Here is a 26385-nt window from a genome sequence, read left to right as displayed (position 1 = left end):
AGGAACCTGTTATAAAAAACCATTGTAAAAAGCAGTAATGAACACAAGGTAAATCAGTAACTCCATCAACTGTTGAGCCGCACCCAAACAGTCGCCAGTAAAGCCACCAATTCGAGCCGTTAACCATTTTTTGAAACCTACTCTGAACAGATAGGCGAAGAAAGATAAAACCAAAGCGAGCTCAAGACCAAACCACAGGCTAGGCAACACACCTACAAACAATAAAAAGACAAGTTCACCTTTAGTTTGCTTGTTCGCCAATGGCTTACTTTTACTGGTATCTAAATCACTGACATAAGGCATATCAAAAATAAGTGATGCGGCAATCGCGCGGCTAAACGTATAACTGGTCACGATAGCCATAAACAAATTTGTCATATTCGCTAGTTCGTTTAATAGAACCCACTTGCCAAGCAGAGCCATAACCAGTGCAGACGCGCCATAAGTACCAATTCGACTGTCTTTCATGATGGTCAAACGGCGTTCTAAGGTCATACCGCCGCCAATACCATCCGCCATATCGGTTAAGCCGTCTTCATGGAAAGCACCGGTTAGCATCAAGCTAAAGCTCATCATCAAAAAGATGGCCACTGCACTCGGCAGTATTGCATCGAGTAGCAAGAACACACCGCCACACAGAACACCAAGTAACAAACCAACCGTTGAAAAGTAGCGACCCGAACGATTCATGCGCTCTTCTGAATAAGGCGTATTCTTCGGCATCGGCAAACGAGAAAAGAAACCCATCGCCAACGAAAAAAGTTCCCATTGGTATGTGATGCTATCTTTCAACGATCTTTTTGGTGCATCACTCATTAAACCGTGACTCCAGCACTCGCAAAACTCGCCATGTTGTTATAGAACTCTGCCGCCGCACGAATTATTGGCATAGCTAGCGCAGCACCTGTGCCCTCGCCCAATCTCAATCCAAGATCGAGCAGTGGCTCAGCGTCTAGCAGCTCTAATAGAATCTTGTGCCCCGACTCTTCAGAGCGATGAGCAAAGATCATGTAATCACGGCAACTCGGTTCAATTAGAGTCGCGACATACGCCGCAACCGACACGATAAAACCATCGACCAACACAGGGGTTCTGTTTTCGTAAGCGCCAAGGAAGCCCCCCACCATTTGAACTATTTCATAACCGCCGACTTGGCTTAACACCTCTTTTGCGTCAGGATTTATGCAACGAGCAACACCTTGCTTAATCACCGCCACTTTACGTGCAAGCTGTTCATTGTTGATACCAGTGCCTAAACCAACACACTCATCTGCAGTTCGGTTTGCTAGCGCACTTAAGATGGCAGACGCGCTGCTGGTATTGCCGATGCCCATTTCACCAAACATGATGATATTCGTGCCATTCGAAATGGTTCTAGATACAAGCTCAGTTCCCAGTTCAATCCCACGTTCAACAGTTTCTAAACTCATTGCCGCTTCATTGGCAAAGTTATTGGTTCGCGTACCTAAGCGCTGAGAAATCAACATGTCGCTGTCAGATTCAACAGGCAACAAAATCCCAGTGTCCACGACTGTAATTTCGACGTTGTTTACCGCACAAAAGCAATTAATCGCTGCGCCACCGCTTAAGAAGTTCAACACCATCTGTTGCGTGACGGCACTTGGAGCAATACTCACACCTTCATCTGCTATGCCATGGTCGCCAGCAAAAATGATGATACGTGGCTTATTCAATTCGATGTGCTCAACCGCAGTTTCTTTGCCTTGGCTCTGAATCAATGCCAGTTGATGTGCGACTTTTTCTAGTAAGCCAAGCGCACCGAGTGGCTTGGTTTTTTGGTCAATTCGGTGTTGGATGTACTGCGAGTATTGGGTATCTAACATAAGTTTAGGAACACTTAAATTTAAGGTAATGGATTTCTAGGGCTGCGATTCTGCTTAAGCTAAATCGTTACACTATTTAGGGCGTGCAACAGAGAACACATTGGAAAGCGTCGCGTATTCACCGCCACCAAGTCGAGATAAAGGGTCCAATGCCAACGCATCAATCTTAAGACGTTCACTCTCTTTATCAATCACATCTTCGGAAATGTACACTGTTTCAACTTGAGCAAAGATAAGGCTTTGAGGCACCTCTCCCACTTCTTTTACTTCGTACAAGGTGCAGCCAAAAGCGACCGCACACTCTTTCACTCTCGGTAAAGAAAACCCTTCAAATTCAACTAGCTCAATATTATTCGCGGTAACTTCAGAGTCACCATGATCGAGTGTAGCTGCTGTTGCTGTCATTGTTTCGGCAGAACTTGAAGAAGCAATGTGAATCACTAGCTTACCCGTTTCTAAGGCGTTACGAGTGGTATCTTTGATTTCGCCCGACGGCTTTTTCCCAACTGATAACATCAGTAGCGGCGGATTGCTGGAAATAGGCGTGAAATAAGAGAAAGGTGCTAGGTTGTACTCTTGGTCGGAAGATTCCGTCAATGCCCACGCAATAGGGCGAGGAACAACGGTTTGTGTCATCAAGTGATAAATCTGAGTGGGAGCAAGAGTATCAAGCTTGAGGTTCATAGCACGTCCTTGGTCTATGTGAATTACGACTCAGTTTACGTGTTAAGCAATGCTGTATCTATGCCTAATCAACAGAAACGGTAGAGAGTGTTCTTAATTTGAACAGATCACACCGGTATTTTCTCAAATTGACAGTCAAATTGACGAACCCGAAACACCTACAATACTGATAATAGATTTATCAATAACTTACATTTTGGCATCGTTTATGCTTTATCTAAAGTACTTGTTAATCTCTCCATTGATGAGTGCCCATACTGTGAATACCCACATCGCAGTTGCTTTAAAAGAAAACAATCGATTGAAAGACAAAACCAAACAATGATTTAGGAGGTGAAATGATTCCAAACACAAGTAAAAGAAAACCAAATAAATCGAGTAAGAAAACCAGCAAAAAGGTAAGGAAAATCCCACTCTCCTTCACCTAATAGTTGTCGAAGCAATAAGACAACAAAGTAGCAAAGTAGCAAAGTAGCAAACTAGCAAAGTAAGTAACAAAGCCCGTCGCCCAGCGGGCTTTGTTATCTTTAACACTTTAATAGAGGTTTACGTAGCCAAGCACATACCTTCCGTATAAAAGCCCATCATCAAACCCCATCTTCCTAACGCTCATTAATGAAACTTTTGTTCGCTTAAAATTCAAACACTGTTTATATTAAACAAGCACTTGTAGAGCGAGTAAGGAATAGAATGAGTATTAATGGAGATAAAACATCGGTTGTTATAGCTGGTGCGACAGGGCTAATTGGTCATCATGTCCTGAGACTACTCATTAACGAGCCCGCTGTAGAACACATCTATGCTTTGTCACGAAGAGCATTAGGTGAAGAATTTCACTCCAACAAACTCGATACACTCATCCACAACGATCTACAAGTAACGAGTTGGGACGACACCAAAGCGACGCCCAACTTAGGCATTATCTGCTTAGGCACAACCAAGAAAAAAGCAGGTTCAAAAGAAGCGCTGCGAAAGATCGATGTAGAACTGGTTAGCCAAGTGGCACAGTCGATGAAATTCCTTGGAGTTCAACGTGTCGCAGTCGTTTCTAGCTATGGCGCTTCGCCAGACTCCTATTCACACTATCTGCGCTGTAAGGGACAAATGGAGCAAAACCTAAAACGTATTGGCTTCAAGCAGCTCTTCATCGCTCGTCCAGGCCCGCTGGTGGGTGAACGTGCCGAACCCAGAACTGATGAAAAGCTCCTACAAAGAGTCTTCCCTTTAATATCTCCGTTAATGTTTGGAAAATTCAAAAACCTACGCCCTATCCAATCGGAAGATGTAGCGAAAGCAATATTATTCCGATTGTTCGAAAATAATTTCCAAAGTATCGAAATCTACACCTCGACTGACATGCTTAATTTATTAGCGAAATATCGTTAAAACGTCTACCTATTCACCACAATGTTGAATACCCATCCAACTCATTGGGTGGATATTACTAATCGTTCTAATCAATTACTTTTCCTTATTTTACGTTTTGTTACAGATCGCTATTTTAGCTAACAGTATTTGCGCCCATATATCTAAGCGCCCTATCGATTCATGGTTATTCATAAGGAAAAACAATGTCATTTTCAGCTATCGCTGCCTTAGCGGTATTCACTGGTATCCTCTTTTTTCTCTACGGACAGCAGAAAAAAGAAAACACACTTTCTCGCCTCGTTTTACTCGGTTTAGTTTTCGGTAGTGCTTTTGGCCTTGGTCTTCAACTGCTATTTGGTGAAGGCAATCCTATTATCAAAGAGACGCTCGACTGGGTAAACATTGTGGGTCGTGGTTACGTTGGCCTACTAAAAATGGTCATCATGCCATTAGTGTTAGTTTCAATGATTGCGGCAGTAGTGAAGCTTGAGAAAGGCGGCTCACTAGGTAAGATTTCCGGCATCACCATTTCTGTGTTGCTAGCAACAACGGCAATTTCTGCGATTGTTGGTATTGTTGTAACACAAGCATTCGGCTTGTCGGCTGAAGGTTTAACTGAAGGCGCTCGTGAAACAGCACGTATCGCAACACTAGAAAGCCGCATCGGCAGCGTTTCAGATCTAACTATTCCACAAATGCTGGTTAGCTTTATTCCGACTAACCCATTTGCAGACCTAACAGGGGCTCGCTCTACTTCTATCATCGCGGTAGTTATCTTTGGCGTGCTAACGGGTATTGCTGCTCGTAAGGTGATGGCAGAGAAAGAAGAATTAGAATCTCCAATCCGTACGTTCGTTGAAGCGGCTCAATCTATCGTTATGCGCTTAGTTAAGATGATCATGGCACTAACGCCATACGGCATCGCAGCATTAATGGCGAAGGTAGTCGCAACGTCAAGTGCTTCTGACATCCTAAGCCTATTGGGCTTCATCGTTGCTTCTTATGTCGCTATTATCCTGATGTTCGTCGTTCACGGTGTGTTGGTTTCTTTTGTTGGTGTCAACCCGAAAGAGTACTTCCAAAAGATCTGGCCAGTACTGACGTTCGCTTTCACGTCTCGTAGCTCTGCAGCAACTATTCCCCTGAACGTTGAAGCTCAAATCACTAAGTTAAACGTGCCACCAGCGATTGCTAACCTGTCTGCGTCTTTCGGTGCAACAATTGGTCAAAATGGTTGTGCGGGTATTTACCCTGCAATGCTTGCAGTTATGGTTGCGCCTACGGTTGGTATCGACCCAATGGACATTAACTTCATTCTGTCTCTGATTGCTATTATCACAGTGAGCTCATTTGGTATTGCCGGCGTTGGTGGCGGTGCAACTTTCGCTGCACTTATCGTACTACCCGCGATGGGTCTTCCTGTGACTATCGCAGCACTGCTTATCTCTATCGAGCCACTTATCGATATGGCACGTACTGCGCTTAACGTATCTGGTGCAATGACAGCTGGTACAATTACAAGCCGCCTATTGGCTAAAAAGGACAAGCAGCAAGATTTGGAACAAGCGAACGCTTAATGGGTTCGATTGATCCAATAACTTGAGTCTCGTCAAACAAAAACCGATGCACATGCGTCGGTTTTTTATTGCTTATTAGTTTTGTTTATTACTTTACGATCATCCACATTCTATAACGCAAAACTCTATATTTGTTCAATAGTACAATAAGTTAGCCATGAAACATCAGCCAAACTGATATATGATGCACCGCTTCAATATGTCACATCATTCTGGCACCCGTTCGATAACAGGATCCTCATGAGCTTTATTATATTATTACTTCTTCTAGTATTCATTGGCGTTACACGTTTATTTCAGTGGCGAAAAACCTCTAGTTTTATCAAACTTCTTCTTATCTCTTTATTTATATTGATTGGTTCGGGTTTAATCCCTCGCTATCTACTAAACGACCTGCAAGCCAATTATGAGCGCAAACCTGACATTCAGTGGACCTCTCACAATGCCATTGTCTTGCTTGGTGCTGGTACTCAACTCATCGCAAGTACACAAGAATTTGAGCCGACCTTTTTCTCGTTCGGTCGCATCAATGAAACGGCAAGCCAATATAAAAACTGTGCGGAGGCTCAAACCATATGCAAAGTGATTGTTAGTGGTGGAGATGCACAAAATAATGGTGTAACCGAAGCGGAAGTTTATCAACAGCAGTTGCTTAGACTCGGCGTTCCACTAGCCGATATCATTCAAGAATCGAATAGCGTCAACACTTGGAAAAACGCGCAGCTCACCAGTGACCTAATGAAGCATCACCAGTTCGACAACATTGTTCTTGTTTCATCAGGCCTACATATTCGTCGTAGTGAACTCTACTTTAATCATTTTGGATTAAACGTCGTCCCAGTACGAGCCGACTACATGGCTGCTCAAATTTCATGGTTACCATTATGGTACAACTTCGCAGTTACAGACTTTGCATTGCATGAACAATTGGGTTTTGCTCGTTACAACCTTTACAACTTTATGGGTTGGAACAGCAAACGTGAGAAGCCCGGTGACGCCTGATCGCTTCAACCATGATCTAACTAGTTAGTTATTTAGTTATTTAGCTATTTAGCTATTTGGCTAGTGGTCATTTAGTATCTAGAAGATTCACAGCTCATAAACAAAAAAATGCAGCCACAATCGAAGGATTGTCAGCTGCATTTTTAATTCGTGCTTCTACTCAGTACTAACGGGCAATTACCACATTAGATCATCTGGGATCACGAAGTCTTTGTACGGGTCATCTTCGTCTACTTCATCTGAGCTTGAAGCTTGCGTATCAACGATAGATTCTTCGTCACGCATTGCGATCTTGTTTGCTACTGCTGTTGGGATAACAACATAGCTTTCGCCTTGGCGCGCAATACTTAGAATGCCTTTACTTAGTTGCTTTTGAGTCAGCTCTTCTACGTAAAGGTATTTAACTAGCGTACCGTCGGTGAAGTTGTATTTGATCTCACCGTTCTTCTGTTCGATCTTGTTCATCTCAATCAGTTGCTTCACTTGAGCTTTAATTTCTTTGCTCAACTGCTGTTCTTTCAACTGTTGGTTTAACTCTTTGTCTTTCGCTTGCTGCGCCAGTTTAGTTTCTTCTGCTGCCGCTTTTGCTTCACGAGACTGAACGCGAGACTTTTTAGAGCCTTTCTTCGCCTTCTTTAATTTTTTCTCATTTACCAAGCCAGCTTTAAGCATCTGCTCTTGGAGTGTTAACTTTGCCATGACTTTCCCAGTTCAGGATTAAAAACGGCACTATCATACCTGTTTTTAAGGTTTCTGTTTACTGAACAAGAGTAAATTACAGAACAATCGCAAAATTTGTGCTGATAGCTCAAAGCTGTCGCCATAATCCCTTCTTTTTGCTCACAATCTCTACTTTTCCACGAAATACCGTTTATACGCACATCGAGCCAATTACCCAGAAGCACTCAATCTGCCACGAAACTGAGCGGGCGTTTTATTGAGCCAACCTTTAAACGCCCTTCTGAAATTTGCCGGGTCGCTATAACCGAGCCTTTCACCGATGTCATCGATACTCATGGTTGTGCCGAGTAACAGCTCTTTGGCCAGTTCCACTCTAACTTCGGTAAGCAATATTTGATAGCTGGAATCATGGGTCACTAGCTCTCGCCTGAGTGTACGAGAGCTACAACCAAACTCATCCGCGAGTTGTTCTATATTCGGGAAACTGCCTGCGGTTTGATAAAAGATCGTTTTGATCTGGTTAGTCAGCAGGTGCTCAGAGTCCAGCGTTTCCACTATCGACTGGCAAGACGCGAGATAGCGCTTCAGGGTCGCGGCATCATGAGTCAATAAAGTTTGTGATAAAACGGAGATATCAAAACGCAGTTCACAATAGTTTTGTTCAAAAATCACCGGGCACTGGAAACGCTCGTCATAAAGCTTGGTGTAATTAGGGCGAGCATAAGGCAAAGCCAAAGTATGAATATCCAACTCATGACCAGTCAGTTCTTCGAACAAAGAGACGATTGAACTCAAGAAATACTCACTGCAGAAAGGTAGGAGATCGCCCACTTCCAAGGTGTTCTCAATCTGAATCACTGCTTGCTCGGAATCTAGAAATAATTTAACCGAGAAAATAGGACCGTTCAGGCGCAGATATTTAAAGCCCGACTTGATGGCCTCCCCGACATTTTGACTTGTCGATAGCGCATAACCCAACACACCAAAGTGGCTCAAGCTAGCGTGTTCCCCCAGCCAAAGCCCTAAGCCATCGTGAGGAAAGCTCTGATTCGCCGCGCTAAATAACGAAAGTTTGTCAGCGTAAGTCAGCTTTCCATTCGGGTCTCGCCAATCCATGTTCGGCAAACCCACATCATTGAGTAGCCTTTCAATATCGAGACCTCGTTGCTCTAACGTATTCAACAGCAGCGCGATATCTAATGTACCCAATTGATGCCGATGTCCGGTCGGCTTATACTCCGCGATAATCTCCAATCGTCTCTCCTTATATCGAGCCCATTCCCATCAACATGACTACTCAGCTTCAACAACACTACTGACAAAATCGTGATTGGTAACGCGCTCTTGTCCGAATATGACCTCCCAATTCTACGCTACTCATCGCACAATGGCTTTAGTTGTTAAATTTATGTGAACTATCGCAATGATAAAAACGAATCCTGCTCCACACAGTTTGATTGATTCTAATGGTCAGCCGATCATTGGACATTTCGATGGCATCCCAAAGCACCTGAACATCGAGAACTTTGACTACCGAAACTCGATGGATGCAAAAGCAAACCTTTGGCAGAAGCACTTCCACTACAAGCAATTTCAATTTGTCAGCATCGTCACCGACACGCACATTATTGGTGTCGCTATCGCGGATATTCGCTACTTAGGCTCGGCATTTTGTTATCTGTACGATATTGAAAACAACCATCTAGAAGAGTCATCTTGGTTGAGGCCATTAGGGTTTGATAAGCAAGTAACGCCTTCACCATTTGAAGGAAAGACAAGTATTGCTGGCCAAAGCATTACTTTCGATATCGAAGCCGGACAATGGCGAGTTCGCTTGAATACCAAACTCATCAAGGCCGACATCGCTTTAGAGCCTAAAGCCGACAGCTTGCCCTTGGCGATGTGCAGCCCAACGGGTTATTCAGGTTGGACTTACACCCAAAAGCACAATGCTTTGCGCATCAGCGGTGACATCCAAATCAAGGGAGAATCACTCGTTCTCGAACAAGCTCGTGCTGGTTATGACTTTTCAGCGGGTTACATGAGACGTGAAACCAGTTGGCGCTGGGCAAGCATCAACACGCAATCCAATGGCACAGATATTGGCCTAAACCTCGCGGCGGGCGTGAATGAAACCGGAGGCTGCGAAAACGTGTTATGGGTCAATGGAACCAGACACTTGCTTAACCCGGTACAGTTTACGTTCAGTCGCCAAGACACGAACTTGCCTTGGCAGATAACATCACAAGATGGACGTATAAACCTGACCTTTACGCCCTTAAATAACCGCAGTGAAAAGCTCAATTTATGGCTGTTAAAGAGTAACTTTCGCCAGTTCATTGGTCACTTTTCTGGCTCGATTGAAGACAACAATGGAGTGACACATCAACTCGATGGTGTTCTTGGCCTAACAGAAGATCACTTTGCTTGCTGGTAACGTAATTCTGCTGGTTGAATCTCAGGCGAGTAAGTCTAAGTAAACTTGATACTAAGAACGCGTATGGCGTCTCAACAAGGATAAAACATGAATATCGACGCATTAATCAATCACCCAGAATGGCTACTGCTGGTATTAGCGCCCTTATTCGTGGTGTGCATGTTGGCTGAGTATTTTATCGGTCAGAAGCAAGGTCGATTGCCAGATAATTCCAGCTATAAACTTTCAGAAGTGATGTGTAACTTCACGCTTGCGGGAATGCATCAACTCTCCGATTTGATCACCGGGTTATTGGTCGTGCAGTTGTATCTCTTGATGTTTGGTTGGCGTTTAATGGACATTGAAATGGGCGTGCTGAGTTTCATTGTGTTGATGGTGTTGCAAGACTTTTGCTATTACTGGTTCCATAGAGCAAGCCATCGTGTTCGCTGGATGTGGGCAGCACACGTCGCGCACCACAGCTCAGAACAGATGAACTTCAGTACGGCTTTCCGTCAAAAGCCTAATGTACCCACTTGCTGGGATGTGGTTGTTTTGGGTACCGTTAGTCATCATAGGTTTTGACCCTAAATGGGTCATCTTCGTGGTGCTTCTGAATCTGGGTCTACAGTTCTTTGTACATACTCAGTGGGTACGAAGCCTAGGGCCTCTGGAATATCTCTTCAACACCCCCTCTCACCATCGTGTGCATCACGGTAGAAACCCGCAATACATAGATAAGAACTACGCCGGTGTTTTGATCATTTGGGATAAGTTGTTTGGTACGTTCGAGCCTGAAATGGAAACCGTGCGTTACGGCGTCACCAAACCCGTAAACAGTTTTAATCCGATAGTGGTCACCTTTCAAGAATGGAAGGCCATATTCAAAGATTTGAAGAACCGAGAGCTAACCATGAAACAGAAAGTACGATTGATTCTCTCACCTCCATCGGATTAAACGGACGATAGACAGATTGTATTAACTAAGATACCGCCTCAACTGGATTCAAAGACATCCCCACCGACTCGATTGAATAGTAAAGCACCGTTTTCCGACAATTTATTTGTGATCTGGGTTGCACGCGTACCGCATACTATCAGATACTGAACAAAACTAACCTTCAGCCACAGTAAACGTTCTGCGCTTGCTGTTCAGGAATTTCAATGAGTTCAGATAATCAGCCGACCTACTTCTTTTTCGATTACGAAACGTGGGGCGTTAGCCCAGCAAAAGACCGTCCGAGTCAGTTTGCGGGTGTTCGTACCGACCAAGATTTCAATGTTATTGGAGAGCCTCTGGTTATCTATTGCCAACCTCCGGCTGATTACCTCCCTACGCCTGAAGCTGCGTTGATCACCCGTATCACGCCACAGAAAGCGGCTTCACAAGGTCTCCCTGAGCCAGAGTTTATCGCTAAGATCCATGCTGAGTTGGCCAAACCAAACACCACAAGCCTTGGTTACAACAGTATTCGATTTGATGACGAGGTAACGCGTTACACCTGTTACCGAAACTTCATCGACCCATATGCGTGGAGCTGGCAGAACGGCAACTCTCGTTGGGATCTACTCGATGTAATGCGCGCTGTTCACGCACTGCGCCCTGAAGGCATTGTTTGGCCAGAGAACGAAGAAGGTTATCCAAGTTTCAAACTGGAACACTTATCTGTGGCAAACGGCATTGAACATGAGAACGCGCACGATGCAATGGCCGATGTTATTGCGACTATCGAGTTGGCGAAGAAGCTAAAAGCTGCACAACCTAAGATGTTCGATTACCTTTACAACATGCGTCATAAGCGTAAGCTGAATGACCTGGTTGATATTGTAAACATGACACCATTGATGCACGTTTCGGGCATGTTTGGCCGTGACTGCAACTACACAAGCTGGATTGTGCCTATGGCTTGGCACCCAACCAATCAAAATGCCGTTATCGTGGTTGATTTAGCCAAAGATCCAAGCCCACTGTTAGAACTGGACGCTGATGAACTCAGAGACAGACTCTACACCAAACGCAGTGAACTGGGTGAAGACGAGCTACCCGTACCAATCAAATTGGTTCAACTGAACAAGTGCCCTATTCTTGCTCCAGCCAAAACGCTGACGGCTGAAAATGCCGAAACCATCGGTATCGATCGCCAACAATGCTTGAAGAACTTGGCACTGCTGCGCGAACATCCAGAGATCCGCGAAAAACTGATCGGCCTGTACTCACAAGAACGCGAGTACGAAAAGAGTGATGATGTTGATACACACCTTTACGACGGTTTCTTTTCACCTGCTGATAAAACAGCGATGAACATCATTCGTGAAACTGACCCGAACAACTTGGCAGCTTTGGATATCACCTTCAGTGACGAACGAATTAAACCGTTACTGTTCCGTTACCGTGCGCGTAACTTCCCATGGACGCTCGACGAAGCTGAGCAATTGAAATGGGCGAACCATTGTCGTGAGTTTTATGAGTGCCGTTTAGAAGAGTACATGCTCAACCTTGAAAACCTCGCGCACGAACATGAAAGTGACGAGAAGAAAATGGCTATCTTGAAGGCGGTTTATCAATACGTAGAAAAGTTAGCTAGTTAATTCCATTATCAAGAGACGTAACACTTTGAAAGAAAGATTGATCCAGCTGGTTTACTGCTTAATCTCCTTCACCTTAATCATAGGTGCACTTACAGCAGGTAACGCGTTACAGCATTTTTTGGATACCTCAATCCCAGGCAGTATTTTTGGCATGTTGATTCTGTTTGCCGCCATGGTGATTGGTATTGTTCCTTCGCACTGGGTACAGCCCGGTGCAAGCTTGATTATCCGCCTAATGATCTTACTGTTTGTTCCGATCAGTGTAGGGTTGATGGATCACTTCGACATGCTTATCGCAAACGCATTGCCAATTATGGCGAGCGCCGTTGGCGGCACGTTGTTGGTGTTGGTGTCTTTATCATGGTTCTTAGACCGCTTGCTTTCGAGAGGTAACTGATCATGTGGATTCTACTCACCATCGTGGTATTCCTGTTTGCTCGCTGGGTAAGTCAAAAAGTAAACTCACCGCTGTGTAATCCCCTGCTGATCAGCATTGGTATCATCATTCCGATACTCACGTTCTTCAAAGTACCGTTTGAGACTTACTATGGGGACAACACCTGGATTACCTACATGCTGCAGCCCGCGGTAGTTGCCCTTGCTTATCCGCTTTATGAACAGCTACCTCAAATCAGAGCCAACTGGCGCATCATCACCTTTGCTTGCACACTAGGCAGTGTGATGTCGATGACAACGACAGCATTGATCGCTGTGGCTTTTAAAGCAGACTTAAGTTTGATTGCGAGTTTATTAGGTAAGTCAGTCACCACACCAATTGCGATGGAAGTATCGAGCCATTTAGGTGGTGAAGCAGCGATTGCGGCAATACTGGTATTGATTGTTGGTCTATTTGGGGCAATTTTTGCTTATCCAATCTACAATCTCATTGGTATTAAGAGCCCTATTGCCCGAGGTTTAACCATGGGTACCGTGTCTCATGCTTTAGGTACTGCGACCTGTGCTGAAAAGAATCAGGAAGATGCTGCATTCAGTTCGTTGGCTCTTGTGCTTTGCGGCGTCATTACCTCAATCATCGCACCGAGTATATTTTCGCTCGTGGTTTGGTTCTATTCTTAACCTAAACGATCACTACGCGATTCAGCCCAACCAGAATGCTGTTTATTACAGTGTCTGTTTGGGCTTTTTATTCGCATTTATTTAGCAATAGCAGCCAAATCGCGCCCTGTTTAGGCCAATAAATGGGATATCAATGGTAGTTTTTACTCTTGCAATCGATTTCATCTGTGACCTCACTCTAATTATGCAAACCAATGTAACAACAACAACTCAGTAGTGATCAATATCACAGAAAATTCCTGAGCATTACATAGAATTAAAGCCTAAGGTCAATTAAGGATTCAACATGAACAGTCGTATTACCCTGGCGCTGGAAAGTGCTCCAACAGCAATCAAAGCACTTTTGAGTGACATCGTATTAGCAGACAACTTTGACGCGACATTGTCTCCAGAACAATTTGCTAGCCTACTGCAAGCAAGTGGTTTAGCGGATGACGAGCTACGTATTGCGCTACTTCCTTTTGCCGCAGCCTATTCTTACGCTCCGTTATCTGACTTTTATGTTGGTGCAATCGTGCGTGGTTTGTCTGGCACTCTGTATTTTGGTGCAAACCTTGAAATCGCTGGTGCTCAACTTGGCCAAACAGTACACGCTGAGCAATCTGCAATCAGCCACGCTTGGATGAAAGGCGAACAAGGTATTTCTGATATCACCATCAACTTCAGCCCTTGTGGTCACTGTCGTCAATTCATGAACGAACTGACCACAGCAAAAGAACTTAAAGTTCAGCTTCCACAACGTGATGAAATGTCTCTGCAAGAGTACCTACCAGACTCGTTCGGCCCTGCTGATTTAGGTGTGACGACTGGCCTAATGACTAAGCTTGATCATAAACACACGACTGAAGAAACAACGCCTATTGTTGTAGAAGCGCTAGCAGCACTAAACCGCAGCCATGCTCCTTACACCAAAAACCTAAGTGGTGTTTCACTGCAATTGACGTCGGGTGAGGTTTTCACTGGTGCTTACGCTGAAAACGCAGCGTTCAACCCGAGCTTACCTCCTCTGCAAGTGGCGTTGATTCAACTTAAACTGGCTGGCTTCGATTTTGAACAGATTGAAAACGCAGCCTTGGTTGAAATTGCCGAAGGTAGCATCAGTCACCTAGCGGATACGCAATCTACATTAGAAGCGATTAATCCCGACATTCCAGTGACTTACTTAGCAATCTAAGTACATCTGATTAACAAAATTTTAAATAAGCAGCCCTATTTTACAGGGCTGCTTTTTTTATGCTTCTAATTCACACCCCAACCTGCGCAAACGTTTGCTTTTATTCTTCAAATAAGTATGATCACCCCGTTTTCAATCAATCGTTCAAAAGATCGGAAGGAATTTCTATGTTTGGTACTGCTACTCGTGAAAATGCTACTCGTGTACTTCTATTAGGTTCAGGTGAACTGGGCAAAGAAGTTGCTATCGAGTGCCAACGTTTAGGCTTGGAAGTTATTGCATGTGACCGTTACGCAGACGCACCCGCAATGCAAGTTGCACATCGTAGTCATGTATTAGACATGTTAGACGGCGATGCACTGCAAGCAGTCATTGAACTTGAAAAACCAGATTATGTGGTTCCTGAAATTGAAGCTATTGCCACCAGCAAGTTGGTAGAGCTGGAAGCGCAAGGCTTAAATGTCGTTCCCACTGCAAATGCGACTAAGCTAACGATGAACCGCGAAGGTATCCGTCGCCTAGCTGCAGAAGAGCTAAAACTGAGCACTTCTCCTTACCGCTTTGCAGACACCTTTGAAGACTTCGCTGCCGCTGTTGAATTCGTGGGCATGCCTTGCGTTGTTAAGCCAGTAATGAGCTCTTCAGGTAAAGGCCAAAGCGTAATCAAAACAGAAGAAGACATTCAAAAGTCTTGGGACTACGCACAAGAAGGCGGCCGTACTGGCGCAGGTCGTGTGATCGTTGAAGGCTTCATCGACTTTGATTACGAAATTACGCTACTTACCGTTCGCGCAGTCGACGGTGTTCACTTCTGTGCGCCTATCGGTCACCGCCAAGAAGATGGTGATTACCGTGAATCATGGCAGCCACAAGTCATGTCAGACAACGCACTCAAAACAGCGCAATACACCGCTGAACAAGTGGTTAACGCATTAGGTGGTCACGGTATCTTCGGCGTAGAGCTGTTTGTCAAAGGCGATCACGTTATCTTCAACGAAGTATCCCCTCGCCCACACGATACTGGCTTAGTGACTCTTATGTCTCAAGACTCATCGGAATTCGCACTGCACGTACGCGCGTTTACCGGTTTGCCGATCAAATCCATCACGCAATACGGTCCGTGTGCATCAGCGGTTATCCTTGGTCAAGGCACTTCAACCAACATTCGTTTTGAAGGTCTTACAGAGGCGCTAGACGCACCACAGACGCAAGTTCGCTTGTTTGGTAAACCTGATATCGATGGTCGCCGTCGTCTAGGTGTGGCGCTTACTCGTCGCAACAGCACTGAGACTGCGATTGAAGATGCAATTGAGAGTGCTTCTAAAATAAAAGTGATTTACTAGCCAGCTATTCAATTCTGAACAATCACGAGTTCACATCTGAACAATAAAAAAAGACGGGCTATCGAGCCCGTCTTTTTGTTCGTTTTAGCTGTTGGCGTTAGCTATTGGCTTAAAAGCAAACTCAGCTTAAGCTTAAGCGTCAGACTCAATCAAATACACTTCTTCACTGAATCGAGACAAACCTTTCTTCGCAATCTTTGGGTGTTCATCATCTGCGATATCTTGATTCAACAAAGTGATCTTATAACCTGCAAATAACTGATCGATCTCTAGCTTAGGTACGCTAAACGGAGGCCCTGCCATCTCACTTTGATCGTAATCCAATGTCACCAATAAGATTTTGCCGCCTGGCTTTAACAGTTGCTTCAAACGCTCTACATATTGCACGCGCATCTCTTCAGGCAATGCGACTAAAGACGCGCGATCGTAAATGGTATCGACAGGCTGGATTGGCGCTGAGAAGTAATCGCCCGTGTAGATGTTCAGTTCATCGAATTGATACAGCTCGTGCTGACCACTGATTTGAGTCACAGTCGGGGTGTAAAGGTGCTCTGCAAAAAATGCGCGAACCGCAATCTGACTTAACTCGACACCTTGAACATCTTCATGCTTTGAAGCTAGCCAAATCAGATCTTCACTTTTGCCACAAAGTGGAACAAACACACTCTTCTCGTAGCTAGGCTCAGTCTTTTCCCAAAATTTAATCAGAAGTGGGTTTACATCTTCGAGGTGGAAACCAATTTGGTTGGCTGCCCATTTATTGTGCCAAAATTCAGGATTATTCATCTTTCGTTCATGTTAAACAGTCATAATGCAAGGGTACAGTATAGAGAGGTAAGAGCAACCTTAGCTTGGTTTAAAGTACCAAATTGGTTTCGATGAAATCAGAAACTGGCTAAGTTCAAAGTTCTAATAATTGCGGAACTAACGGTTGGATTATTTGTCTATATCTTCACATTTTAAAGCAATATTAAACGTTAGAGTTGGTTTCTGTCTTAGCTAGCCCCATTTAATATGTAGTGAGTTTAGTTAAGCTGTTTTTACTCTTGTGCGTTACTGGTTACCCCTTTTAACTACCCGTTTTTGTAACCTTGTATTTTGGAGTTTGAATGAGTGTATTTCTCCGTACGACGGCCCTAATGCTATTGGTATTGAGCCGAGCGCCTGCATTCGCAGCAGCACCTGTTTCAACAAGTTCGACTGATCAAACGCGCACTCCTGCGCAAAACCAAGTTTCATCAAACGTATTCCGTCATAGTTTGAGCGGCCTTTACGGCATCAAAGCCTTCGACTCACGCCCGACTCAGCCTTACACCGACTTCGATATTCTGTACAGCAAAGCACATCAAGGCCAAGCTGAACTAGAAACTATCTGTAAAAGTACTGCCCTACTCACCAATTCTGAAGCGCTATTTGCTGGCGTTAAATCTCAAGCTCGTGCAGAAGAAAAAATCGCCCTTGAGCTTGATGGTGATGTAACAAAAATTACCGACTTAGCCCGTGCAACTATCATCGCGAACGATGTAGAAAGCTTGGTTGAAGTTTACGAAGCGCTAAGCCGTGAAGCAGACGTTGTTAAGCTGAAAAACAAGTTTAAGTCACCAGCCGATTCTGGCTACCGTGACCTTAACTTGTTGGTTCGTTTACCTAAAACCAACATCATTGCAGAGGTTCAACTTCACTTGAAAGCGATTGCTGATGTGAAAAGTGGCCCTGAGCACGAACTCTACGAAATCATCCAAGGCATTGAGCGTCACGCAATTGCAGAACATCGCCCAATCAACGATATCGAAGCGGCACAAATCAATAGCCTAAGACGCCAATCTTTAGAGCTTTACCAACAAGCATGGCAACCGTACATTACCACGCACATTAAAGCGGCATAACCACTGGCATAAACGCTTACCATAAACAAGAACGACAAAGGGCTGCATAATCGCAGCCCTTTCTTTTTATTAGTGCTCTCGCGTTGCTTTCATTAGTTCATTAGTTCATTAGTTCATTAGTATCAGAAAGCAAAATATAGGGGATGTCACTATTAGTGGTTAACGAAAAGGGTGGTTAACGAGAAGGGTAGCTAAGAAAAGGGAGTAAGGTGATACCACTAAGAGAAACTAGTGACAAGACAGTCAGCAAATGATGCATAAGACGTAGATACAAAAAGACCACGCTAGGCGTGGTCTATTGCTTGGCTACTTCTCGATTTTAATATTTTCGACTCGGGCCTTCAGTTTTTGTCCCGGTCTAAAAGTAACAACACGTCGAGCAGAAATTGGAATGTCTTCACCAGTTTTCGGGTTACGACCAGGTCGCTCGTTTTTCTCACGAAGATCAAAGTTACCAAAACCAGACAGTTTTACCTGTTCGCCATTTTCAAGTGCCTTACGAACTTCTTCGAAAAACACTTCAACCGTTTCCTTGGCATCCCGCTTGCTGTATCCGAGTGTTTCAAACAGGTTCTCAGCCAAATCGGCTTTAGTGAGTGCCATAAAACTTTCCTCAAAGCTATGTTATACATTGCTACCATCTTCAGTAGCGCCAAAGCATTTACCCTATTCAATCAATGAGATAAGGTCATTTACAAGGAAAGTGTATGCCAAGCTTCTGATTTTCGCCAACTTTTTTATCTCATCAATTTAATTATTCTTTCAAATCAGGAAGATAACTCCCTTGTAAAGTCACATATATAGCTAAAAAACACCTAACCAACAGGTACGATGTGATATTATATCCCGCAAAACCCAACATAATAAGAATTTAAAACTTTAGTGTTCTGAAAGATAATTTTTGAGACCTCTATCCTATACCCAATAAAATCAGCCACTTGATTTGATATCAAACTCAACAGAGGTTACTAAGTAACCATTATTAAATATGATATTTGTATCATTTCAGAATTTAATTCGAATTAGTCAATCCTTTCGACAATGCTATTCTGCTGTGTTTTTAGAAAACGCTCAATCAATCGTCTTTATTTCCCTAAGAGGTCTTACGGTTGTCTTAGCAGGCTTCACTATCAAACCTATACCGACTAGAAACAGTACAGATGCCACAACTTGAGCGACTGATAGCACTTCGTCATACATAAAGTAACCACTGATCAATGCGAATATAGGTACTAGCAAGGTTAACGGCGCTGTCGTGCTTAACGGATATTGAATTAACAGTTTATTCCACACCCAGTAACCGAATAGCGTGGTTGGGTAAGCCTGAAACAACACAGCAATCGTTGCGTTCCAATCCCATTGTTCTATCGCCTGCCAAATAATTTGGTCACCGTGCAGCATCACCGCAAACAACACTAATGGAACTGGCGCAAATAGCATGCCCCACACGTTAAACGCAAAAGCCTGAGTGGTTTTAGACGCTTTAACAATCACGCCCATTAACGTCCAACTACACGCTGCGATCATAATAAGAATCACGCCATTAACAGTGACATTGCCCGTTGCTGCGGAAACCAGCACCGCCAACGCGCACATGGCTAACATCGCACCCATTAACTTGCGAACCGACGCACTTTCTTTGAAAACCCACACGCCAACCGCCATACCAATTAGCACATTGGTTGAAAGCAACACCGACGAAAGCCCCGATGAGAGCCCAGCGGTGATTGACCATGAAGCCATGCCCCAGATGCCCACACCAAACACAAAGCCATAACTCACTAAATAACGCCACGCGACATTCGGTCTTGCTACAAAAAATATCACCGGAATCACCGCTAGCGAGAAACGCGCGGCGGTTGCCAACAACGGATGAACATTGGTTACACCCATTTTGATCATCGAGAAATTGAATCCCCAAATTGCCATCACGAACACCGCTAACAACAAATCATTTCTTTTCATACTGACCCCTCCTTTGTTTTGAATGAGTATCCCTTGATCAACAAAACCAGTACAGATACAATTTTTACAATAAAAACCAGTACAGTTAACAACGGTCGTGACCATGAGCATCTACAGAAAGCTAGCCAATCAGTTTATTGATGAGATTGAAACGGGGAAAAGACCCGAAGGTGGACGCATGCCTTCGCTGCGTCAATTAGCTAAACAACAAGCCATCAGCATGTCGACCGTGGTGAGCTGCTACCAAGAACTCGAATCACAAGGCTGGATACACTCTCGACCGCAAGCAGGGTATTTTGTTTCTCCTCATAAACCTGCTCGTTCAACCCCAGAGTGGGCACAGTTTGAAAGTAAAGTGTCGAGCGTCAAGCTAACCTCATCGACTCACAACTCAATCAATGGATCTTTAGGGGTGTCTAGCACCGCCAATGATGAACAGTCGATTGTTGAACTGGAACGCAGTTTTCGCCGCGCTATTCGGCGTATGAGCAGCAGGCTAAACCATTACCCAGATACACAAGGTGAGCCAATGTTACGTCAGGCATTATCCACTCACTTTGCCAAGCTCGATGTACACTTTTCACCTGAAGAGATGGTGATTACTGCAGGCTGTATGTCTGCGATTAAGGCAGCACTTGAATCGTGCACCAAAGAAGGCGACACCATCGCGATTAGTTCACCTTGTTTCAACGGCATTCTGGAGTTGCTCGGAAAGATGTCGCGACAAATCATCGAGATCCCATCTCTGGATGACGGTATCGACTTGCAACAATTGGAAGCGCATTTGAAGAATAGACAAGTCGATGCCGCGATTTTTTGTACCTCTCATATGAACCCTCAAGGGATCAACATGTCGGCTAGTCAAAAACAAAAGCTTGCTGAATTAGCGAATCACTATCAAGTACCGATCATTGAAGATGATGTGTATCTGGAACTTTCTTATTCCTCACACACTCCACTCCCCGCGAAATACTACGACAAAGGCGGCTATGTACTATGGTGTGGTTCAATATCGAAAAGCTTGTCACCGAGTTACCGATTAGGATGGTGCTTACCAGGGAGGTTCATTAACGAATACAAGGCTCAGTTTTCTGCTGCAAGCTATGGCGTCGCCCTACCCACTCAGCTTGCAGTTGCTGACTTTATCGAATCTGGTCAATACGCAAAACACGTTAGAAGAAGGTGTACTCAGCTTCTCTCTTTGCGCCAGCAATACCTAAGTTATTTGGCTCAGCACCTTCCTCAAGGAGTAAAGATAAGTAACCCGCAAGGTGGCATGGTACTTTGGCTACAAATACCAAATTTGAACCAATCAAGCTTTGCTCAGGCAGTTGCCGACCACAACATTGATATCAGGCTTGGGCACCTGTTTAGCACTCATGACCTTTACAGCAATTGCTTACGCATCAATATTGGTTACTCGTTAGAGGGAAAAGCCAAGCAGGAATTGAACGACTTAATCGAACTGATTCACGTTCATAGCTAATACGTTCCAGTTCTTAATACGTGTGTATAGAGACTAGAGATATGAACAATATGGGAGATTAGGGATCAGGCGGACCTTTGGCGGATTAAACGGACCTTTTAATTAAATTAATTCGGGATATAATGGGATTAAGAGAACGGAGGGTATTATGGCTGGTGTTAGAAATTTCGTGATGCAACTTACGAGTGAACAAAAGAAAGAGCTTGATGAAAAGATACGTGAATCGGGCTATGGCAAGTGTACACAAGTCGCTGATTGGGTGAATACTCAAATGGGCGTAAAGACCTCAAGGACTGCTGTGGCAAGGTATGAGCAGGCATTGAGGAAGAAAGATGGGGTGTTTGATACTGGTGGCTCTATTAACGCTATGGCGAAGTTGTCAAGCGTTGGTGGAGAGCTGGCAAGCTTGTACCAAGAGCTTGGCGAGTTAGAGTATCGACGGGCTGAACTGCTGGAACAGATACGGGATTTGATGGATTAATGGATGGGCGCATGTTGCGCCCTTTTTTGTACCTGTCAAAGTCGGTACGAAATGAGCAATAAATCTGAAACGTGTCGTTTTACCCTATCAAAGTGAGCACTGGCTGTTTTTGTTTGTTCGCTGTTTAAATCGAGTTTAAACATTTAAAACGAGAGGCGTTAAAGTCTAACCTTTCTAATCCTCGTCATCAGAACACGCACCGCTTCACCAATGACCTCAATATCATTTAGGTCATCTCCTGAGAAAAACATTTCGTCGTACTCTTTGTTATCGCTTTTTATTTTAAGTGTCTGTTTTATATGGTTGTATTGAATTCTCTTTATGAATAGATCATCTTTCAGACGAATGACATAAACCCCTTCATGTAAAAAGCTATCTAAATTTATCCGTTGTATTAGCACCAGGTCATCTTCATAGAGCGTGGGCTCCATGGAGTCGCCCTTTACAGGAAGAATGAATAGCTCTCTACGGTTCGTTACGCCATAGAGCGATAGAAGCTCTTTCTGGATTGCTACGTATTCATTAGCTTGGTCTTGTTCGTATGGGATGCAGCCATGCCCCGCAGACACAGTGACGTCGTAGACAGGAATCTTAATAGTATCACCAAGATAGGCAACGGAAGGCTCTCGTACCTCGTTGTTTTCTAAGGAGTCTATAACTGATTGAGGAAGGCTGCTTCTGTGGTATTCAAATGCTCTCCCTTTCACTCCTGGAGCCTTTCGTTTCTTCCATTCTTCATTCCTAGCTTTATTAGTTACTCCTTGGGGAGTATCTGGCATCCCGTTCTTTCCAACCAAGTCACTTGTTAAAAACCACTCTTTCATTTAAACCACCTAAAAAGAAAGCCATCTTGCTTTTAAGATTTACTTTTTCTTTTAATTTTTAATCAATACAAAACAACAACTTAAATAAAATCATCACAGAATTGCTAGATTTTTAAAAGAAAGCAGTTGCTTTAACGTTTCTTTCAATCTAATCTCTTTCATACACAACGGGGTAAACGCACAGAGTTACACCGATTACTAACTTTAAATGGTGACATGAAATGGATAAAGAAACAAACAATGCAGATTGGCACCGTGTAGACATCGTGGCCGCACTTCATAAGAAAGGAATTTCTCTTACTCAGCTTTCAGTTAGAGAAGGTCTAGCAGCAAGCACATTAAGAAACGCTATGCGCGTCAAATACCCAAAAGCTGAAAAAATCATTGCAGAAGCAATTGGGGTTCAACCATCAGTTATCTGGCCTAGCCGATACTAGAAGGAGGACTTATGTGGATTCTAGCTAAAGACCTTTTAGGAGTTGCAGGGTTGCCCGAAACACCTCAAGGAATATCGTATAGAGCGAGAAAGGAAGGATGGCAAAAGCAACAAGCTAAAGGCGTTAAAGGACGTGTACTTGAGTATCGAGTATCCACTCTTCCAGTCCAGGTTCAAACCGCCTTGATGAGAAAACAAGGCAAAGTTCAAGTTGGCGATCAGGTTCTTGAGTTGCCGAAAAAGAAAAGCGAGCAGTCGTATTGCCGTGAAGCGCTTTGGGCTCGTTGGAGTAAGAACAACAACGCTGCCAAAGAGAAAGCACAGCAAGCATTACGCACCGTTCAAGCTGTCTTTGCACTTAAGAATAACGGCATTAAGTTGATGGACGCTTACCAATCGGTCTCTGAAGAATATGGCGTGGCACTTTCTACTTTGCGTCGTAGCTGCGCGAAGGTGAAAGGGATAGACGAATGTGATTGGGCTCCTGCACTGCTGCCTAAAAACTTTGAATCATCCCAAACTCAAAAGCCGAATCAGTTTGCTTACATCACACCTGAAGCGTGGGAGTTTTTCAAAGCGGATTACCTAAGCCTTGAACAACCAACAATGACCGTTTGTTACGAGCGCCTTATTGATACAGCCCCTTCGAAGGGTTGGAAAGTGCCAAGCCTAAAAAGCTTAGATCGTCGAATGAAACATGAAGTACCAGTGCAACAACGCATCATGCTTCGTGAAGGTGAACACGCACTGCACCAAATGTTCCCACCGCAAGAACGTACCGTTGAAGGGCTTCACGCTCTGGAATGGATTAACGGCGATGGCTATCAACACAACGTGTTTGTTAAGTGGTTTAACGGTGAAATTCTTCGTCCTAAAACGTGGTTTTGGCAAGACATCTACAGCCGCAAAATTATTGGTTGGCGTTGTGACATTAGTGAAAACACAGACAGCATTCGTCTTTCATTAATGGACGTTTGTGAAAAGTTCGGTGTGCCTAAAGAGCTGACTTTGGATAACACCAGGGCAGCTGCAAACAAATGGATGACTGGCGGCGTTCCTAACCGTTACCGATTCAAAGTAAAAGCAGACGATCCCCTTGGCATCATCCCAATGATGAATATCAAGTTGCACTGGTCGAGCGTGATATTAGGCAAAGGTCACGGCCAAGCCAAACCGATAGAACGTGCGTTTGGTGTGGGTGGCCTTGAAGAGTACATCGATAAACATCCACTTTGTCGTGGCGCTTATACAGGCCCGAACCCAATGGCAAAACCAGACAACTACGGAAGCAAGGCGATCGACGCGGAAGACTTTCTACAAGCCATCGCTAAAGGCGTGGAAATGTACAACGCGAGAGAGAACCGACACACCGAAGTGTGCAAAGGGTTTATGAGCTTTAACCAAGCGTTCAATGCCAGCTATGAAACGGCAGCAATACGCAAGGCAACCACCGACCAATTGCAAATGATGATGCTACAAGCCGAGGCAGTAAGAGTGTCTAAACACGGCACTATTTCACTGGACGCTGGCGGAAGTTTGAAAGGCCGTAAGAACCGCTATTACAGCGAGTTGATGATGAATTATGTAGGGCAAAAATTAGTGGCACGTTTCGACCCATTAAAGCTGCATGAATCTATCGAGGTTTACACCTTGAATGGCGTTCGAATTTGTACCGCTGAATGTCTTGATAAGACCGGATTTGGTGATACGCAAGCGGCAAGAGAACACAAACGCAAGCGCACACAATTTACCAAAGCGAACAAGATTGCTGCGCAAGCTCAAACTGATATTGATGCGTTGGAAGTGGCCGCAATGATGAAGCCTCTTGAAGAGGAAGTGCTACCAGAAACCAAAGTGGTTGAACCATTCAGACCCGTTTCGATTGGCAACACGGCGGCTAAGGCCATAGCGCTAGAAGATGAAGACGAAGACTACGAACAGAACTTCAGCCAAAGCGTTTCAAACCTGTTTGAACAGAAATTTAAAAACAAGCTTTAAACCCTATTTAAACCTTCCATAAATGGAGATTGATATGAGTACAAACGTAGTTGAACTAGGCAATGCAGAAGCGAAGCAAACCGACACATTAATGCGCATTCGTGCATTAACAGAATCGAAAGCTGTTTCAGCGTCTCAGATTGCAAAAGAGATCAGCGTATCACCTGCCACGCTAAGCCAAATATTGAACGGTTCATACAAAGCTGACCCAGCCAAGATGATCAAAAAAATAGACCGCTGGCTTTCTTATCGCGCTGAGAAAACAACCGCCCCAAGCAAAGACCCTGGCTTTGTGATGACACCAACGGCTAAGCAGCTGACCGACGACATGATGTATGCCCAAGTGACCGAATCCATCGTGGTTATTTTTGGGGCGTCTGGTGTGGGTAAATCAGAAGCGCTGCGCGAATACAAACGAAGCAACAACAACGTATGGATGATCACTTCAAGCCCAAGCTGTTCAAGCCTTACTGAGTGCCTATATGAGCTGGCTATGGAACTAGGCATGGACGATGCGCCACGCCGTAAAGGCCCACTGTCTCGCGTTATCCGAAACCGCCTGATTGGTAGCGAAGGTTTGGTGGTGATTGATGAAGCGGATCACCTTGACTACCCAACACTGGAAGAGCTGCGAATTCTGCAAGAAGAAACGGGCGTTGGCATGGTGCTCGTGGGTAACAACAAGGTTTACACACAGCTTACAGGTGGTCGCCGTAATGAAGATTTTGCGCGCTTGTTCTCTCGCATTGCGAAGAAGCGTGGCATCCACAAAACCAAGCAAGCAGACGTTCGTGCCATTGCTGATGCATGGAACGTAAACGGCGAGTCTGAACGCGGGTTAATGCTGCAAATCAGTGAGCGCCCAGGTGGCCTTAGATTGCTAAGCAAAACACTCAAACTGGCGGCGATGTTTGCCAAAGGCCAAACCATTAGTGAGCAAGTGCTACGCAAAGCGTTTGCTGAATTAGAAACCAACGATTGAGGTGAAATATGAAGCAATTTATTGAGTGGCTGAAATGGTCGGTATACAGAATCCAAGTAGCTAAAGAAATGCACATTCGATTTTCTGGAACTTGGTCATTTTACGAATGTTGGAGTTACGCAATTTGTTTTCAGTGTAGCTACGAAAGCATGGTTCAAGCAGGTGATAAGCCAATAGCTGTAGATGATGTTGAAGAAGAAATTTCATGTTGGAACGATTAAGGAAATACCAATGATGCATCTAAATGAAAAACGTCGTGCTGTGGCTAATGCCCTGTCTCGATTAGAAACGGCAGGAAGCTTGATCGTGAATGTAAGCACTGGCGTTGCCATCCCTGTTATTACCATCGAGTTTCCACCTGTGTGGCTTGTTAGTAAATCAAACGAAGTGCGTGAACAGGCGGGTAAGACACTTAAAGTTTCACACATCGCAAAGCTTAGCGGTTGCCTAGTTCGTTGGGTGGAAAGTGAGACCGACAATATTAACGCGAAGTGCATGACTCAGTACTTAAACCCATACGCACCTGAGCTTATTGCGGTGCAGCCTAAGAATTTTTAATAAGTGAGAAAAAC

General features: G+C 44.3%; 26 protein-coding genes and 1 pseudogene. 18 read left to right on the top strand and 9 right to left on the bottom strand.

The window, feature by feature from the left end; translation table 11 throughout:
- Positions 1-9: 9 nt before the first annotated feature.
- The 3 genes from ACED59_RS06865 to ACED59_RS06855 form a co-directional block, all read right to left on the bottom strand.
- Entirely contained in the window at positions 10-816 is an 807-nt protein-coding gene (locus ACED59_RS06865; RefSeq protein WP_012604128.1) for an adenosylcobinamide-GDP ribazoletransferase, read from the bottom strand.
- On the bottom strand, positions 816-1844 hold the full coding sequence (gene cobT / locus ACED59_RS06860) for a nicotinate-nucleotide--dimethylbenzimidazole phosphoribosyltransferase (RefSeq protein WP_017096959.1): 1029 nt from the start codon (positions 1842-1844) through the stop codon (positions 816-818). Before cobT ends, ACED59_RS06865 begins: the two co-directional genes overlap by 1 nt.
- A 72-nt stretch (positions 1845-1916) precedes the next feature.
- Positions 1917-2528, bottom strand: a complete 612-nt coding sequence (locus ACED59_RS06855; RefSeq protein WP_017096960.1) for a flavin reductase family protein — start codon at positions 2526-2528, stop codon at positions 1917-1919.
- Positions 2529-3218: 690 nt separating this feature from the next.
- On the opposite strand from ACED59_RS06855, the gene ACED59_RS06850 reads away from it, so the two are divergent.
- The 3 genes from ACED59_RS06850 (at position 3219) to ACED59_RS06840 (ending at position 6475) form a co-directional block, all read left to right on the top strand.
- Positions 3219-3914 (top strand): NAD-dependent epimerase/dehydratase family protein, encoded by a 696-nt coding sequence (locus tag ACED59_RS06850; protein WP_017096961.1) that lies wholly within the window; start codon positions 3219-3221, stop codon positions 3912-3914.
- Positions 3915-4099: 185 nt separating this feature from the next.
- On the top strand, positions 4100-5473 hold the full coding sequence (locus tag ACED59_RS06845; protein ID WP_009846939.1) for an L-cystine transporter: 1374 nt from the start codon (positions 4100-4102) through the stop codon (positions 5471-5473).
- Positions 5474-5713: 240 nt separating this feature from the next.
- Positions 5714-6475: a YdcF family protein gene (locus tag ACED59_RS06840; protein WP_017096962.1), complete on the top strand. Its 762-nt coding sequence runs from the start codon at positions 5714-5716 to the stop codon at positions 6473-6475.
- Between the two features lie 177 nt (positions 6476-6652).
- Here ACED59_RS06840 and ACED59_RS06835 read toward each other — a convergent pair whose 3' ends face one another.
- Positions 6653-7174 carry a DUF2058 domain-containing protein gene (locus ACED59_RS06835; protein WP_012604134.1) on the bottom strand — a complete coding sequence of 174 codons (522 nt, stop codon included), beginning with the start codon at positions 7172-7174 and terminating at the stop codon, positions 6653-6655.
- A gap of 192 nt (positions 7175-7366) precedes the next feature.
- Entirely contained in the window at positions 7367-8410 is a 1044-nt protein-coding gene (locus ACED59_RS06830) for an AraC family transcriptional regulator (RefSeq protein ID WP_017096963.1), read from the bottom strand.
- A 169-nt stretch (positions 8411-8579) separates the two neighbouring features.
- Between ACED59_RS06830 and ACED59_RS06825 the strand changes: the two genes are divergently transcribed.
- The 7 genes and pseudogenes from ACED59_RS06825 (at position 8580) to purT (ending at position 15755) form a co-directional block, all read left to right on the top strand.
- Complete coding sequence (locus ACED59_RS06825; RefSeq protein WP_017096964.1) at positions 8580-9593, top strand: DUF2804 domain-containing protein; 1014 nt, start codon at positions 8580-8582, stop codon at positions 9591-9593.
- Positions 9594-9680: 87 nt separating this feature from the next.
- Positions 9681-10530 (top strand): annotated as a pseudogene (locus tag ACED59_RS06820) (sterol desaturase family protein).
- A gap of 206 nt (positions 10531-10736) precedes the next feature.
- Positions 10737-12161 (top strand): exodeoxyribonuclease I, encoded by a 1425-nt coding sequence (gene sbcB / locus ACED59_RS06815; RefSeq protein ID WP_017096966.1) that lies wholly within the window; start codon positions 10737-10739, stop codon positions 12159-12161.
- Positions 12162-12186: 25 nt separating this feature from the next.
- Positions 12187-12558: a CidA/LrgA family protein gene (locus ACED59_RS06810; RefSeq protein ID WP_004734867.1), complete on the top strand. Its 372-nt coding sequence runs from the start codon at positions 12187-12189 to the stop codon at positions 12556-12558.
- A 2-nt stretch (positions 12559-12560) separates the two neighbouring features.
- A complete protein-coding gene (locus ACED59_RS06805) occupies positions 12561-13238 on the top strand; it encodes an LrgB family protein (RefSeq protein ID WP_017096967.1) in 678 nt (225 codons plus the stop codon).
- A 286-nt stretch (positions 13239-13524) separates the two neighbouring features.
- Entirely contained in the window at positions 13525-14412 is an 888-nt protein-coding gene (gene cdd / locus ACED59_RS06800; protein ID WP_012604142.1) for a cytidine deaminase, read from the top strand.
- Positions 14413-14579: 167 nt separating this feature from the next.
- Positions 14580-15755: a formate-dependent phosphoribosylglycinamide formyltransferase gene (purT, locus tag ACED59_RS06795; RefSeq protein WP_017096968.1), complete on the top strand. Its 1176-nt coding sequence runs from the start codon at positions 14580-14582 to the stop codon at positions 15753-15755.
- 132 nt (positions 15756-15887) lie between these two features.
- On the opposite strand, the gene ACED59_RS06790 is transcribed toward purT, so the two are convergent.
- A complete protein-coding gene (locus tag ACED59_RS06790) occupies positions 15888-16541 on the bottom strand; it encodes a thiopurine S-methyltransferase (RefSeq protein WP_009846951.1) in 654 nt (217 codons plus the stop codon).
- 323 nt (positions 16542-16864) lie between these two features.
- On the opposite strand from ACED59_RS06790, the gene ACED59_RS06785 reads away from it, so the two are divergent.
- Positions 16865-17641, top strand: coding sequence for a RelA/SpoT domain-containing protein (locus ACED59_RS06785; RefSeq protein ID WP_017059130.1), 777 nt, complete (start codon positions 16865-16867; stop codon positions 17639-17641).
- A gap of 306 nt (positions 17642-17947) precedes the next feature.
- Here ACED59_RS06785 and ihfA read toward each other — a convergent pair whose 3' ends face one another.
- Positions 17948-18244, bottom strand: a complete 297-nt coding sequence (gene ihfA, locus ACED59_RS06780) for an integration host factor subunit alpha (RefSeq protein WP_004734853.1) — start codon at positions 18242-18244, stop codon at positions 17948-17950.
- A 468-nt stretch (positions 18245-18712) separates the two neighbouring features.
- Positions 18713-19606 (bottom strand): EamA family transporter, encoded by an 894-nt coding sequence (locus ACED59_RS06775; protein WP_009846953.1) that lies wholly within the window; start codon positions 19604-19606, stop codon positions 18713-18715.
- A gap of 103 nt (positions 19607-19709) precedes the next feature.
- Between ACED59_RS06775 and ACED59_RS06770 the strand changes: the two genes are divergently transcribed.
- Entirely contained in the window at positions 19710-21092 is a 1383-nt protein-coding gene (locus ACED59_RS06770) for a PLP-dependent aminotransferase family protein (RefSeq protein WP_017096969.1), read from the top strand.
- Between the two features lie 148 nt (positions 21093-21240).
- Positions 21241-21573 (top strand): hypothetical protein, encoded by a 333-nt coding sequence (locus ACED59_RS06765; protein ID WP_017096633.1) that lies wholly within the window; start codon positions 21241-21243, stop codon positions 21571-21573.
- 158 nt (positions 21574-21731) lie between these two features.
- Here the strand turns inward: ACED59_RS06765 and ACED59_RS06760 are convergent, their stop codons facing one another.
- Positions 21732-22397, bottom strand: coding sequence for a S24 family peptidase (locus tag ACED59_RS06760; RefSeq protein WP_017096632.1), 666 nt, complete (start codon positions 22395-22397; stop codon positions 21732-21734).
- Between the two features lie 221 nt (positions 22398-22618).
- On the opposite strand from ACED59_RS06760, the gene ACED59_RS06755 reads away from it, so the two are divergent.
- The 5 genes from ACED59_RS06755 to ACED59_RS06735 are packed head-to-tail and all read left to right on the top strand — an operon-like array spanning position 22619 to position 26371.
- The gene (locus tag ACED59_RS06755; protein WP_017096631.1) at positions 22619-22834 is read left to right on the top strand and encodes a helix-turn-helix domain-containing protein; all 216 of its coding nucleotides are present in this window, start codon (positions 22619-22621) and stop codon (positions 22832-22834) included.
- A gap of 11 nt (positions 22835-22845) precedes the next feature.
- The gene (locus ACED59_RS06750) at positions 22846-24831 is read left to right on the top strand and encodes a transposase domain-containing protein (RefSeq protein ID WP_371704815.1); all 1986 of its coding nucleotides are present in this window, start codon (positions 22846-22848) and stop codon (positions 24829-24831) included.
- Between the two features lie 34 nt (positions 24832-24865).
- Positions 24866-25813 (top strand): AAA family ATPase, encoded by a 948-nt coding sequence (locus tag ACED59_RS06745; RefSeq protein ID WP_371704814.1) that lies wholly within the window; start codon positions 24866-24868, stop codon positions 25811-25813.
- An 8-nt stretch (positions 25814-25821) separates the two neighbouring features.
- Positions 25822-26034 carry a hypothetical protein gene (locus ACED59_RS06740; RefSeq protein ID WP_017096628.1) on the top strand — a complete coding sequence of 71 codons (213 nt, stop codon included), beginning with the start codon at positions 25822-25824 and terminating at the stop codon, positions 26032-26034.
- 10 nt (positions 26035-26044) lie between these two features.
- A complete protein-coding gene (locus tag ACED59_RS06735) occupies positions 26045-26371 on the top strand; it encodes a hypothetical protein (protein WP_371704813.1) in 327 nt (108 codons plus the stop codon).
- Positions 26372-26385: the final 14 nt, after the last annotated feature.

It is taken from the genome of Vibrio sp. FF266 (genome assembly GCF_041439695.1).
Lineage (GTDB): Bacteria > Pseudomonadota > Gammaproteobacteria > Enterobacterales > Vibrionaceae > Vibrio > Vibrio tasmaniensis_A.
Note: the sequence above shows the minus strand (reverse complement) of the source record. Positions and strands in the feature narration are given on the sequence as shown.

What these genes read in the sequence shown, in the direction of transcription:
- ACED59_RS06755 (WP_017096631.1), top strand. Translation starts at nt 22,619, where the DNA reads ATGGATAAAGAAACAAACAATGCAGATTGGCACCGTGTAGACATCGTG.
- sbcB (WP_017096966.1), top strand. Translation starts at nt 10,737, where the DNA reads ATGAGTTCAGATAATCAGCCGACCTACTTCTTTTTCGATTACGAAACG.
- ACED59_RS06770 (WP_017096969.1), top strand. Translation starts at nt 19,710, where the DNA reads ATGAGCATCTACAGAAAGCTAGCCAATCAGTTTATTGATGAGATTGAA.
- ACED59_RS06850 (WP_017096961.1), top strand. Translation starts at nt 3,219, where the DNA reads ATGAGTATTAATGGAGATAAAACATCGGTTGTTATAGCTGGTGCGACA.
- cdd (WP_012604142.1), top strand. Translation starts at nt 13,525, where the DNA reads ATGAACAGTCGTATTACCCTGGCGCTGGAAAGTGCTCCAACAGCAATC.
- ACED59_RS06825 (WP_017096964.1), top strand. Translation starts at nt 8,580, where the DNA reads ATGATAAAAACGAATCCTGCTCCACACAGTTTGATTGATTCTAATGGT.
- ACED59_RS06775 (WP_009846953.1), bottom strand. Translation starts at nt 19,606, where the DNA reads ATGAAAAGAAATGATTTGTTGTTAGCGGTGTTCGTGATGGCAATTTGG.
- ACED59_RS06745 (WP_371704814.1), top strand. Translation starts at nt 24,866, where the DNA reads ATGAGTACAAACGTAGTTGAACTAGGCAATGCAGAAGCGAAGCAAACC.
- ACED59_RS06760 (WP_017096632.1), bottom strand. Translation starts at nt 22,397, where the DNA reads ATGAAAGAGTGGTTTTTAACAAGTGACTTGGTTGGAAAGAACGGGATG.
- ACED59_RS06765 (WP_017096633.1), top strand. Translation starts at nt 21,241, where the DNA reads ATGGCTGGTGTTAGAAATTTCGTGATGCAACTTACGAGTGAACAAAAG.
- cobT (WP_017096959.1), bottom strand. Translation starts at nt 1,844, where the DNA reads ATGTTAGATACCCAATACTCGCAGTACATCCAACACCGAATTGACCAA.
- ACED59_RS06790 (WP_009846951.1), bottom strand. Translation starts at nt 16,541, where the DNA reads ATGAATAATCCTGAATTTTGGCACAATAAATGGGCAGCCAACCAAATT.
- purT (WP_017096968.1), top strand. Translation starts at nt 14,580, where the DNA reads ATGTTTGGTACTGCTACTCGTGAAAATGCTACTCGTGTACTTCTATTA.
- ACED59_RS06835 (WP_012604134.1), bottom strand. Translation starts at nt 7,174, where the DNA reads ATGGCAAAGTTAACACTCCAAGAGCAGATGCTTAAAGCTGGCTTGGTA.
- ACED59_RS06845 (WP_009846939.1), top strand. Translation starts at nt 4,100, where the DNA reads ATGTCATTTTCAGCTATCGCTGCCTTAGCGGTATTCACTGGTATCCTC.
- ACED59_RS06865 (WP_012604128.1), bottom strand. Translation starts at nt 816, where the DNA reads ATGAGTGATGCACCAAAAAGATCGTTGAAAGATAGCATCACATACCAA.
- ACED59_RS06750 (WP_371704815.1), top strand. Translation starts at nt 22,846, where the DNA reads ATGTGGATTCTAGCTAAAGACCTTTTAGGAGTTGCAGGGTTGCCCGAA.
- ihfA (WP_004734853.1), bottom strand. Translation starts at nt 18,244, where the DNA reads ATGGCACTCACTAAAGCCGATTTGGCTGAGAACCTGTTTGAAACACTC.
- ACED59_RS06740 (WP_017096628.1), top strand. Translation starts at nt 25,822, where the DNA reads ATGAAGCAATTTATTGAGTGGCTGAAATGGTCGGTATACAGAATCCAA.
- ACED59_RS06840 (WP_017096962.1), top strand. Translation starts at nt 5,714, where the DNA reads ATGAGCTTTATTATATTATTACTTCTTCTAGTATTCATTGGCGTTACA.
- ACED59_RS06785 (WP_017059130.1), top strand. Translation starts at nt 16,865, where the DNA reads ATGAGTGTATTTCTCCGTACGACGGCCCTAATGCTATTGGTATTGAGC.
- ACED59_RS06735 (WP_371704813.1), top strand. Translation starts at nt 26,045, where the DNA reads ATGATGCATCTAAATGAAAAACGTCGTGCTGTGGCTAATGCCCTGTCT.
- ACED59_RS06855 (WP_017096960.1), bottom strand. Translation starts at nt 2,528, where the DNA reads ATGAACCTCAAGCTTGATACTCTTGCTCCCACTCAGATTTATCACTTG.
- ACED59_RS06805 (WP_017096967.1), top strand. Translation starts at nt 12,561, where the DNA reads ATGTGGATTCTACTCACCATCGTGGTATTCCTGTTTGCTCGCTGGGTA.